Annotated in this window: 7 protein-coding genes and 1 pseudogene; 6 read left to right on the forward strand and 2 right to left on the reverse strand. The window is 65.3% G+C overall.

What is annotated here, in order from left to right:
- The first annotated feature begins 285 nt into the window (after nt 1–285).
- The 3 genes from AC5FRZ_RS13390 to AC5FRZ_RS13400 all read left to right on the forward strand — a co-directional run bounded on the left by AC5FRZ_RS13390 (nt 286) and on the right by AC5FRZ_RS13400 (nt 4,935).
- Entirely contained in the window at nt 286–2,058 is a 1,773-nt protein-coding gene (locus AC5FRZ_RS13390; protein ID WP_493564827.1) for a glycoside hydrolase family 13 protein, read from the forward strand.
- Nucleotides 2,055–3,788: a glycoside hydrolase family 13 protein gene (locus tag AC5FRZ_RS13395; RefSeq protein WP_170095226.1), complete on the forward strand. Its 1,734-nt coding sequence runs from the start codon at nt 2,055–2,057 to the stop codon at nt 3,786–3,788. Before AC5FRZ_RS13390 ends, AC5FRZ_RS13395 begins: the two co-directional genes overlap by 4 nt.
- Before the next feature lie 373 nt (nt 3,789–4,161).
- Nucleotides 4,162–4,935: a winged helix-turn-helix transcriptional regulator gene (locus AC5FRZ_RS13400; RefSeq protein WP_493564828.1), complete on the forward strand. Its 774-nt coding sequence runs from the start codon at nt 4,162–4,164 to the stop codon at nt 4,933–4,935.
- Between the two features lie 72 nt (nt 4,936–5,007).
- Here AC5FRZ_RS13400 and AC5FRZ_RS13405 read toward each other — a convergent pair whose 3' ends face one another.
- On the reverse strand, nt 5,008–6,069 hold the full coding sequence (locus AC5FRZ_RS13405; RefSeq protein ID WP_493564829.1) for a cell surface glycoprotein: 1,062 nt from the start codon (nt 6,067–6,069) through the stop codon (nt 5,008–5,010).
- Nucleotides 6,070–6,158: 89 nt separating this feature from the next.
- On the reverse strand, nt 6,159–8,081 hold the full coding sequence (locus tag AC5FRZ_RS13410; protein WP_493564830.1) for a choice-of-anchor D domain-containing protein: 1,923 nt from the start codon (nt 8,079–8,081) through the stop codon (nt 6,159–6,161).
- Nucleotides 8,082–8,404: 323 nt separating this feature from the next.
- On the opposite strand from AC5FRZ_RS13410, the gene AC5FRZ_RS13415 reads away from it, so the two are divergent.
- The 3 genes and pseudogenes from AC5FRZ_RS13415 to AC5FRZ_RS13425 form a co-directional block, all read left to right on the forward strand.
- Entirely contained in the window at nt 8,405–10,138 is a 1,734-nt protein-coding gene (locus AC5FRZ_RS13415) for a sodium:phosphate symporter (RefSeq protein WP_493564831.1), read from the forward strand.
- 124 nt (nt 10,139–10,262) lie between these two features.
- The gene (locus AC5FRZ_RS13420) at nt 10,263–10,970 is read left to right on the forward strand and encodes an ABC transporter ATP-binding protein (protein ID WP_493564832.1); all 708 of its coding nucleotides are present in this window, start codon (nt 10,263–10,265) and stop codon (nt 10,968–10,970) included.
- Between the two features lie 705 nt (nt 10,971–11,675).
- Nucleotides 11,676–11,930: pseudogene (locus AC5FRZ_RS13425) on the forward strand (FtsX-like permease family protein); the annotation flags it as partial.
- Nucleotides 11,931–11,943: the final 13 nt, after the last annotated feature.

Here is an 11,943-nt window from a genome sequence, read left to right on the forward strand (position 1 = left end):
CGTTCGTGAACGAAAGCAGGCGAGCCGCCTGCACGTCGTCGAACACCGACCCACGATGACACAGCACAGCACGCACCGGCCGAGAACGGCCACGAGATCGCCCGACGCGGCGACGGCACCGACTCGACCGGTTCAGCGACGAGGCACGACCGGGCGACCAACTAGACGGAGCCACAGGGACGAACCTCGCGTTCGTCCCCCCGTCGAGGCTCTCGAACGAACGCTTCGTTCGAGACGCACAGACAGCCACGCCCCACGGACTGGCCGCCGCGCCGGTGAGCGACGGTGAGCGAGGCAGTCCAGCGGGTGCGAGCCGATCGCCAGTGGTGGAAAGAAGCCGTCGTCTACCAGATCTACCCGAAGAGCTTCTTCGACAGCGACGGCGACGGGATCGGTGACCTCGCTGGCATCACCGAGCAGGTCGACTACCTCGACGCGCTCGGGGTCGACGCGGTCTGGCTCTGTCCCGTCTACGACTCGCCACAGGCCGACAACGGCTACGACATCAGCGACTACCGGTCGATCTTCGACACGTACGGCGACCTGGCCGACTGGGAGCGCCTCCTGTCCGAACTCCACGACAAGGACATCAGGCTCGTCATGGATCTCGTCGTCAACCACACGTCCAGCGAACACGAGTGGTTCCAGCGCTCGCGTCGACGCGAGGGCGAGTACGCCGACTACTACCACTGGCGCGACGGTCGCCCGGCCGAGGCTGCCGACTACGACACCGACGACGGCCCCGCCGACGAGGTCGCCCCCAACAACTGGGAGTCGATCTTCGGCGGCCCCGCGTGGGCCTACGACGAGGAACGCGAGCAGTGGTACCTCCACCTCTTCGACGAGAGCCAGCCAGACCTCAACTGGGAGCACGAGGCCGTCCGCGAGGACGTGTACGAGATGATGGGCTGGTGGCTCGACCGCGGGATCGACGGGTTCCGCATGGACGTGATCAACCTCGTCTCGAAGACGCCGGGGCTTCCGGACGGCGACCCCGACGGCGGCCTCGTCGGCGCAGAGCACTTCATGAACGGCCCCAAGGTCCACGACTACCTCTCGGAGCTGGTCGCCGAAGCCATCCCGGACGACGACATTCTCACCGTCGGCGAGACGCCGGGGGCGAGCGTCGAGGACGCCCAGCGGTTCGTCGGCGAGGACGGTCTCTCGATGGTGTTCCAGTTCGAGCACGTCAACGTCGGCCACGAGGGCGACAAGTGGTCGCTGGAGGACTACTCGCTGGTCGAACTCAAGGAGAGTCTGGCACGCTGGCAGAACGGACTGGCCGACGAGGGGTGGAACAGCCTCTACCTGAGCAACCACGACCAGCCCCGGACCGTCTCTCGGTTCGGCGACGACGGGCGGTATCGCGACCGTTCGGCGAAGCTGCTCGGGACGCTGCTGTACACGCTCCAGGGGACGCCGTTCGTCTACCAGGGCCAGGAGATCGGCATGACCAACGCCCCCTTCGAGTCGAAGTCCGAGCTGCGAGACGTGGAGTCGATCAACTTCGTCGAGGAGGCCATCGAGAGCGGCGCGGCCGAGAGCTACGAGGACGTACGCGACGCCGTCGAGACCGTCGGCCGCGACAACGCCCGCACGCCGATGCAGTGGTCCGACGACGAGAACGCCGGCTTCACCGACGGCGAACCGTGGCTCAAGGTCAACCCCAACTACGACGCGATCAACGTCGAGCAGGCACGCGCCGACCCGGACTCGGTGTGGCACTACTACCGCGATCTCGGCGACCTCCGAGCGGACCGGGACCTGCTCGTCTACGGCACGTTCGACTTGCTCGCGCCCGACGACGAACAGGTGTTTGCCTACACCCGGACGCTGGCCGACGAGCGCGCGCTCGTCGTCCTCAACGTCTCGGCGCAGGCGGCCACGTTCGCGGTCCCCGACGACGCTGGCGACGGCCTCGAACTCGCGATTGCGAACGTGAACGCTCCCGAAACGCCCGGCAGCACCGTCGAACTCGATCCCTACGAGGCGCGCGTCTATCTGACGCCCGCGGATAGCACCGACCGACCGACGACCACGAACTCCGATTCGACATGAGCACGAACACACTCACGACGCTGGAGCACATCGACCGCGAATGGTGGAAAGAGGCCGTCGTCTACCAGATCTACCCCCGAAGCTTCAACGACACCGACGGGGACGGCGTGGGCGACTTACAGGGGATCGTCGACAAGGTCGACTACATCGACTCGCTGGGCGTCGACCTCGTCTGGCTGTGCCCGGTCTATGGCTCGCCCAACGAGGACAACGGCTACGACATCAGCGACTACCACTCGATCATGGACGAGTTCGGCGACATGGCCGACTGGGAGCGCCTGCTGGCCGAACTCCACGATCGGGACATCCGGCTGATCATGGACCTCGTCCTGAACCACACGTCCAGCGAACACGAGTGGTTCCAGCGCTCGCGCCGCCGCGAGGGCGAGTACGCCGACTACTACTACTGGCGCGACGGTCGCCCGGCCGCGGAGGCCGACTACGACACCGACGACGGTCCCGCCGACGAGGTCGCCCCCAACAACTGGGAGTCGATCTTCGGCGGCCCCGCATGGAGCTACGTCCCAGAGCGCGAGCAGTGGTACCTCCACCTCTTCGACGAGAATCAGCCGGACCTCAACTGGCGGAATCCGACCGTCCGTCGGGCGATGAAAGACGTGGTCTCGTGGTGGCTCGACCGCGGGATCGACGGCTTCCGCATGGACGCGGTGTCTCACATGTCCAAGACCGACGGCCTCCCGAACGGCGACCCCGATGGCACGCCCACCGGGATCGAACACTTCAGCCACGGCCCCCGGCTGGAGGAGTACCTGACCGAGCTGTCGGCGGACGTGCTCTCGAATCACGACATCACGACCGTCGCGGAGATGGGCCACACCTCGATCGAGCAGGCCGCAAGCTACCTCGAAGACGACGCCGTCGGGCTGGACATGATCTTCCAGTTCAGCCACATGGGCGTCGACGGCGGCTGGGACCCCGAGACCGTCGGCGAGTGGGATCTCACCGAGTTCAAACGGATCATGTCCGAACGCCAGGACGCGCTCGCGGACCGTGGCTGGGACGCCCTCTTCCTGGGCAACCACGACCAGCCCCGGATCGTCTCCCGGTTCGGCGACGAGGCCGCCCACCGCGAGTCGGCCTCGCTGATCGCGACCTTCCTGCTGACGATGCGGGGGACCCCTTACATCTACCAGGGCGAGGAGATCGGCATGACCAACGCGGACTTCGAGAGCCTCGACGAGATCGACGACCCACAGACGGTCGGTCGCGTCGAGCAGTACATCGCCGACGGCGTCGCGGACTCCTACGAGGAGCTTCGCGAGGTCGTCAACGCCCAGAGCCGCGACCACGCCCGGACGCCGATGCAGTGGTCCGACGAGGCGGGCACGGGCTTTACCGACGGCGAACCGTGGCTCAAGTGCAACGCCGACTACACCGAGATCAACGTCGCCGCCCAGCGAGACGACCCGGCGTCGGTACTGAACCAGTACCGGACGCTGATCGACCTCCGCCAGTCGACGGACGCGCTGGTCTACGGCGACTACGAGCTACTCACGCCCGAGGACGACCAGCTCTACGCCTACACGCGGACGCTCGACGACGAACGGGTGCTCGTGGTGCTCAACTGGTCGAGCGAGTCGGCGACGTTCGAGGGCAGCGAGATCGAGGCCAGCGATGCGACGGTGCTGTACGGGAACCACGACGACCCGCCGACCGATCCCACCGGAGCGTCGCTCCGGCCGTGGGAAGCCGTCGTCTACAGGCTGTAGGGCTCTGCCCCTCGTCGCTCGGCGACGCCGACTTCGCAGGCTGTTTCCGGTCAGGCGGTTCGAGTGCCCCTTGTTCACAACCCGTTCCCGAACGGTACTGTGAACGTCGAACAGCCAGTTCACACGATCGTTACCACGCAGCGTGTGGGTGCCGACGTAGATTTCACAGAGACGTGTCTCCCCGCGAGCGCCGGGCACACCGACAGCGACGACCGAACTGTCCAGGTACGTTCGGTCTACGAACGTGTGTGCCCGTTTTGATACAACGATAGATGGTAAATACACCAGCACCACGAAACGCCGACCAATTTCGAATCTGATTCTGTGGAATCATCGGAACAGCTTAAGTGAAGGCTGTCGTACAGGTTCACCGATGGACGCTGATGGCACGACAGAGACCGTAGTTGCCGAGCCGGACGGGAGCGAGCCGTCGCAGCCGCGAGCACTGATTCACAAAAAGATACTCGACACCGCGCAGTCGAATCCGACGGCGGCCACGGCAGAGATCGCTACAGAGGTCAGCGGTGCCTCGGTCGAACTCGTCGAACAGGTCCTCCAGGAGTACGGCGACCCGGCAGCGGAAGACGACCAATCGACCGAGAGCGACGAGCAAGACGCCGTCGGCGACGCGACATCCCAACCGGAAGACGACGAGGCCGAACCACGTCTCTCGGCCGAGACAGACCCGAGCGAGGACGGCGAGGTCGTCGATCTCGCGGCGCTGGACGAAAAGCAGCGCGAAACGCTGCGGGCGATCCACAGGCAACCGACGGCGACACAGGCAGAGATCGCCGACACACTCGACGTGAGTCGTGCGACGATCCCCAAGCGCGTCAACGACATCCCGGGATTCGATTGGCCGTCGAGACAGGCGTTCGTCGAAACGCTGTTCGAGACGGACCCCGGGAGCGATGACGACCTGACAGCCATCGAGGAATCACTGACCGAATCCCTGGAAGAGGTGACGGCGCGAATCGAGACGATCGAGAGGCAACTCCAGACGACGACACCCGCAACGAACGACGTGCACGTCGAACCGGAGTTGCTCCACAAGGTCGTCCACGCCTGTATGGACGCCGAGTACGTTTCTCGGGACGAGGAACTACAGTTGCTTCGTCAACTGTTACCGGACACGACAGACGAGTGAGACGATCCCCAGTGTCTCGAAGAGCACCACACCGGGGCAGCGAATCCCACCCCGACCTTACGGCCGGTCGTCTCAGGACCGTCGTCGTATCGTCAGGGTGCCGACGACACCGGCGAGCAGCGCTGCGAAGACGAGTTTCGAGAAGCTCCCGCCCTCTCCGGTCGTCGGACTCGGAGTGGCAGCGTCCGATGGTGTCGGCTCCGCCGTCGTGGTCTCCGACGGCGTGGTCGCCGTGCCCGGTGTCTGGGTCGAGCGCTCGGTGGTCGATACCGGCGTCGTCGTCTGATTCGACGACGGCGTCGGTGTCTGTGTCACTGTCGGCGTCTGTGTCGGCGAGGTAGTGGCGTTCGTCTGGGTCGGCGTGCCAGTCGCCGTCTCGGTCGAGACCTGTCCACCGCCACCACCAGCCCCAGACTCCGTCGGCGTCGCCGACTCGGTCACCGAGATGGTCGTCGTCTCACTGATCCCGACCAGTTCGTTGTGGCCGAAGGCCGTGGCACCCGTTTCGGCACGGCTGACGACCTGGTACGTGCCCGCATCGAGCGTCCCGGCAGGAATCGTCGCCGTGTATCGCTGTCCGTCCGCTCTGCTGGCAGTGATGTCGTGTTCCTCCGAGCCGTCCCAGAGTGTCAGGACGATCCGTTCGTGCTCGGCGTCCTCGTGGATAGCGTCGGCCGTGATCGAGATCTCTGTCTCCGTTCCGGCCGTCGTTTCGTCGGGAACGTCCTGTGAGAGGTCGTAGCCTCGAACGACCAGCGGCATAGCTGCGACTGTGCCGTTCTGTTCGATCGTGACTGCGTACGTGCCCGGCTCGAGCGTCCCGAGATCCAGGGGTACCTCACCGCTACCCGAGGCGCTGTTCGACTGCCGGATGCTTTCCTCTCTGTCGACGACGTAGACCACGTAGTCCGCGTCCTCGGGCGCACTCGCAGTGGCGAGGAACGTCGTCTCTGGGTCCGCGACACCGGTCTGTGAGATCTCGAACGTGTCACCGTCGTAAGAGACCTCCTGTGTCGGGATGTCGACACTGGCGTCCGCAGAGAGCGAGTAGTCCGCACTCGATTGCGCACCGAGAATCCCGGCACCGAGGAGGGCTCCGAGCACCACGCTGGAAAGTAATAACCAACGACGCATTGGTTGGTAGTAACGACCCCCAATGAAATAGATACTGGATATCGGATAGATCAAACAAAAAGAGCGGACGAATCGAAGTGGCCGGGAGATCAGGCTCGCCGTCTGAGGATAGCCAGCGTCGCGACCAGCGCGACCAGCACCATCACGGGCGTGAATCCGGGCCCGTCTCCCTGGGTCGTGTCGTCGTCATCGTCGTCACCGTCGTCCGGCGTGTCGTCGGGCGTGTCGGTGTCCGGCGTGTCGTCGGGCGTATCGGTGTCCGGCGTATCGTCGGGCGTGTCGGTGTCCGGCGTGTCGTCGGGCGTATCGGTGTCCGGCGTGTCGTCGGGCGTGTCGGTATCCGGCGTGTCCGTCGGCGTATCCGTCGGATCGTCATCATCGTCGTCATCGTCGTCATCGTCGTCGGGGTCGCGACCGTCGTCCCGTTTCGTAACGGTGGCTTCGATCGCGATCGTCTTCGTCGTCCCGTGGGCCGTTTCGATCGTCAGCTGTCCGTTGTCGAAGCTCCGGGCGTTGTCGAAGGTGAGGTGGACCGTCTTGGAGTTGCCGGCACCGATCTTGTGGAAGGTTTCGCCGACAGTGAACGACTCACTGTAGCTTCCACTCGTGGTGATGTCGGTGACCGTCAGTTCGGCGGTTCCGGTGTTTTTGATCGTGAACTCCTTGGTGCGGTCGTTCCCTTTCTTGATCTCGCCGAAGTCGATCGTATCGCTGGGGGAGACCTCGATTTTGGGCGAGCCGACCTGTCGCTCGATCGTGGTCGTCGAAGAGCGCGTCTCGCCGTCGATCGTCGCGACGTGGACGAGCGTGTACGTGTCGGCCGGGGTCCCCTCCGGGACGGTGATCGTGACCTCGTCTTTGGCGTCGCCGACGGTGGATCCGACGGCCGCGTAGAGGGTTTCACCGCCATCGGTGTTGATGTTGTCAGAGTCGACGACGTTGTCCAGCAGCGTCGTCACGTCGATGACGTCGCTGGTGTCGCTGGTACCGATCGACGTGCCGAACGGCTCGGCACCACTGGAGAGGTCGCTGTCGGCTTTGATCTCTTTGATCGACGAGTCGATCGAGGTGACCATATCGTCCTCGTTCCCGGTGGCGTGAACGTCCTGTTGACTCAGTCTGTCTTCGTTGATGAGGAGGACGGTGTGACTGACGTCCTTCCCGTCCTGGATACTCCTGAGGTCGTCACCGGCGTCGACCGCGACGTTTCGCGTACTCCCCGGAGCGATGCTCGAGGGGGCGTTGATCGAGCTCTCGCCTTCCTGGACGAGCAAGCTGTCTGCACCGATGATCGTCACTTCGTCGTCGGTGTCGATGTTGCCGGCGGTCGTCTCCTGGAACCCAGTCGGGTCGGAACTGCCGCCACTGTCCTCGATCTGAACGAGACCGACCACGTATCGGCCAGACTCCGTGGGCGTGTACGTGACCGGCTCGTCGTCGAGAATCGTCTCCTGGTCGCGGTACGTCTCGACGACCTCTGCCTCGACGTTCGAGTTGTCGGTCAGCAGCGACGGCAGGTCCTCGACCGACTCTGGCCGAGAGGCGTCGGGCCCGATCCGGGCAGCGACGAGCTGGTAGTCGTCGTTCTTGTACTCACTGACCCCCGTCGGGGGCGTGTACTGGTACTCGATCGCTGTCCCTTCGTCGTAGACGTTCAACTCCTCCTTGTCGAGGTCGAGATCGACTTCGTTGTCGTTGGCGGTCACCGTCGCAGTCACCTGGGCACTCTGGATCGAGGTGGCTGCCGACGACTTCGTGTTGTCGTTGGGACGTAACTGGGCAGGTGCGAACCCGTGAACTGCGATCGTCTCGTCCGGGTTCAGAACGTAGTTGTCGTCGACCTTGGCCGGGACGCCGCCCGATCCGGGCGTCTGTCCGGACGAGATTCTGATCGACGGAGTCGGTGCCGTCTGTTCGAACTGTGCAGACGATGACTGTGCAACGTCTGAACCGCTGACGTGGTCGTTCAGTGACGCCGCAGACACGGTCCCGGCGATCGGCGCACCGAGCATTAGCACGGTCAACGCGATCGCTAAGGCAGTCTGCCGGCCACCTGAAAATAGCCCATTCATATATCGGATCCTTAGCATATCGATTCGTGGAAATGATATAAGCGTTATCATTGGAAGAACAGTAGCAAACTTTTGTGCTCCTTCTACTGACGAATGACTAGTATTTTGTAGCGAGCGTCTGGCGAATTACTCACATCGGGACCTCGAAGGACGCCGCCGACACGACAACACAGGGCGACCGGTAGACCAGTGGGTCGGGAGACAAGGCGGCGTGTGGGTCGAAACACCAAACCTCTTGAGGGCTGCATTTAACGACTGAACTAATGAGGGCCACCGGCCGCAGGCAGGGGTACGCGTTGCTCGTCGCGGCGGTCTTCGCCGTCGCGCTCGCTACACGGCTGGGGACGCTGCAGTGGAGTCCGCTCCCGTCGACGCTGGACGGATTCGAGTACGTGTGGCGTGCCGAAGAGACGATCCGTATCGGATCGTTCCCGCTGGACGAGTTTCGCGCCGACAGCTTCGTGTTCACGACGGTGCTGACGGTCGCGGGGCTGCTCACCGGGGAACGACCGCTGTTCGTCGCCCAGCCGGTGGTCGCGATCACCGGCGGGGCATCCTGTCTCACCGCGATGGCGCTCGCTCGTCGTCTGGGCCGGCGGCTGGGCTGGCGGCCGGGGCGGACGGCGCTCACGACCGGCCTGGCCGGCTTCGGGCTCGCCGTGACCGGCCTGTACGTCCGTCGCAGCGGGACGACCGACGAGGAAGCGCTCGCCTTTCTCCTGGTGCCGCTGTTCGCACTCGCCGTCCATCGGCTGTTCACGCGATCTCGTCGGCGGGGACGCTGGCTCGCCCTGTCCGGACTGTTCTTCCTCACCTTCCCGCTCTTGCACACGTTCAGCTCGCTCGTCGCCGGGCTCGTCGTGACGGGGGTGTTCGGCGCGTACCTCGCCCAGATACCCGATCGGCGCGGCATCGTCACGGCGGTGGGGCTCGTCGGCGGCTTCTGGGTGTATCTGTGGGGGTACTACGAGGTCGCCGAACAGCTCGGCCTGTTCGTGCCCTACGTGAACCGCGTCACAGCCTATCCGGGCCTCTTCGTGGCCTGGTTGATCGTCCTCGTCGTCGGCGTCGCCTGGCTCCAGCGGACCGGCGCGACAGTGCAGCGACTCGGGATCGGGGTCGCGATCGGCCTCTGGTTCGTCGCGCTCGCGGCCAACGTCGGCCAGTCGGTGTTTCCGGGGATGCAGACGACGCCACCGGCGCTGCTCGTCGTCGTCGCGGCGTTTGCCGTCCCCGTCGTGCTGGCACTCGTCGGCCTCCCGGCGGTGAGCTGGGAACGTCGTGGGAGCGGTGTCGTCGTCCTCGCGCTCCTGGTGGGTCCGATCGTCGCCGTGTACTTCTCGCTCACCGCGGCGCTCACGCCGGAGTACTTCGACACGGCAATCCGGGGTCACGTCTTCGTTCACATCGCGATCTTCGTCCTCGCCGCCGTCGGCGTCGGCACGCTCGCCGTGAGACGGGTCGGGACCGGCGACGACGCACGGTCGAAAGCGACCGAGACACGCGGGGTGGCGAGTGACGGCGGTGGAGGGCTCGACCGTACATTGAGCGCCGTCCTCGCCGCCGTCGTCCTGCTCAGTGCCGTCGCGACGCTGCCGGTCGCGTTCGTCCACCTCGATACGCTCACGGGACCCGCGGTAACGTCACAGTCGCAGTTCGCCGCGGCGTCGTTCGCCGCACAGCACACGACACAGCCGTGGACGACCGACGATCCGCTCGGCAGAGTCGCAACACACACGTACCCCGACGGCACGGCCAACTCACAGCGAGCAGTCACCGCGTGGTTACAGGGCGGTCCGCCACCGCAGTGTCCGACCTTGACCCAGGAGTCGTGGGCCACCTCGGGGGCACACCTCTTCCCAGCACCGGCCGAGCGCATCGCCGAGCCGACACTCGATCGCTGGCGAGCGCACAACGACGTTGTGTACGCCACGCGAGGGCTCGACTCGTTGGCGCTCGTCCAGCCGCGCACCGGGAGCAACGAGAGCGCCTGTTGAGCGGGTTGCCTCGTCAGTTCCCCGCTGGGCCGCCGACGCGCCGACTCGCTTCCGTCCGGACCCCGACGCGTCGAATTTTGTCCGACCACTAGATACATTACGGCTCCGGGAAAACCGAACGACAGTGCCTGAATCCGTCCTCGTTGGCTCCGATCTGGTCGTGACGCGGGATGGAGAGCGTATCCTCGACGACGTGTCGATCACCGTCGACGGGGATGCGACGCTCCTCGTACAGGGTCCCAGCGGTGCCGGCAAGACGACGCTGTTCAACGTCCTCGGCTTGCTCGAAGCCCCGGAGGCCGGGACGCTCCAGGTCGACGGACGCGACGCGAGTGCGCTCGCAGAACGCCAGCGGGCGAAGCTGCGACAGTCGACGATCGGGTTCGTCTTCCAGGACTTCCAGCTGATCGGCGACCTGACGGCACGTGAAAACGCCGCGCTGCCCCAGGAACACGCCGGAGACCGCGACCCGGCGTGGCTCGATACGCTGTTCGAGAAGCTGGACATCTCGGATCTCGAACGGCAGTACCCGGCGACGCTCAGCGGCGGCGAGAAGCAACGCGTCGCGATCGCGCGCGCACTCGCCAACAGACCCGAGATCGTCCTCGCGGACGAGCCCACCGGACAGCTCGATCCCGACACCGCCGGGGCCGTGCTGGACCTGCTCTTCGAGATCAAGGAGACGACAGACACCGCGCTGGTCGTGATCAGTCACGACCCACAGCTGGCGACGCAGTTCGACGACCAACTTCGACTCGAAGACGGACGTCTCGTCGAGAGCGGTACTGAGGACGAGCAAGAGCCACAGACGACGCCGTCACAGACCAGCTGAGGGACGAAGATGGGCTATCGACGCGCGCTGTTGTTCCGCTGGTCGCGCCGCGACAGACTGACGATCGTCGTCGTCGCGGTGACGGCCGCGTTCCTCGTCGGGACGGCGCTGCTGTTGTTCACCGCGACCACGTACTCGGAGACGTTCGCGGAACCCCTCTCGAACTCCGCGACGGTCAGCTACGAAACCGCGGACGGTGAGCCACCGGCAGCGACCGACCAGCGAATCGTCCTGCCGACGACGACGGCGACGGTCGAGGGCGAGTCGGTCCGCGTCCTCGGCATCCCGCCGGACGCGCCACGGGTGATCCAGAACGGTTCCGTAGCGTGGCAACAGGGGCGGCTACCGACGCTGCCGTCCGACGCCGACGGACGGGGTCCCGTCACTGGACAGCAGACCAGGACGCTGGACGGCCCCTCCGAGACCACGACGCTCTCGCTGGTCCCGCGCGACGACGAGAACGAGTTTGTCCAGCCGACGTGGTACGTCACGAACGCCTCGGTCGTCGACGAGTTGGGAACGACCGGCTACCTCGTGATCGACCGGAGTGAGCGAGGAGCGAACACCGTCCCCGAAGTCGGGAGCCCGATCGTGAACGCACTGCTGTACGTCCTGAGCGGACTCGAACAGGTGCTCTGGGCGCTGAGCATCGCCGTCGCCGCAGGCGGGCTGCTCGTACTCGTCGTCGTCTACAGTGTCACCCGGATGAGCGTCCGTGATCGAACGGAGGCGATCCGCGTGATCCGATCGACCGGAGCGCCGGGCTGGCGCGTCGGCCTCCTGTTTGCCGCTCGTGCGACGCTGCTGGTGACCATCGGCGTGGCGATCGGCTACGCTGGCGGTCTCATCGCGATCAAGGCGATCGTCAACACGGCCGTCTATCTCGGACTGCCGATCGCCCTCGACGTGACGGTGACCGGCCAGAGCGTGTCAGTCGTCGGTGGCGTCGCCGGGCTGCTCGTCGGGATGGGGG

Source organism: Halomicrobium sp. HArcht1-1, assembly GCF_058933285.1.

Bases quoted from the DNA above. Each gene is read 5' to 3' on its own strand.
- AC5FRZ_RS13395 (WP_170095226.1), top strand. From the start codon at position 2,055: ATGAGCACGAACACACTCACGACGCTGGAGCACATCGACCGCGAATGG.
- AC5FRZ_RS13400 (WP_493564828.1), top strand. From the start codon at position 4,162: ATGGACGCTGATGGCACGACAGAGACCGTAGTTGCCGAGCCGGACGGG.
- AC5FRZ_RS13405 (WP_493564829.1), bottom strand. From the start codon at position 6,069: ATGCGTCGTTGGTTATTACTTTCCAGCGTGGTGCTCGGAGCCCTCCTC.
- AC5FRZ_RS13410 (WP_493564830.1), bottom strand. From the start codon at position 8,081: ATGCTCGGTGCGCCGATCGCCGGGACCGTGTCTGCGGCGTCACTGAAC.
- AC5FRZ_RS13415 (WP_493564831.1), top strand. From the start codon at position 8,405: ATGAGGGCCACCGGCCGCAGGCAGGGGTACGCGTTGCTCGTCGCGGCG.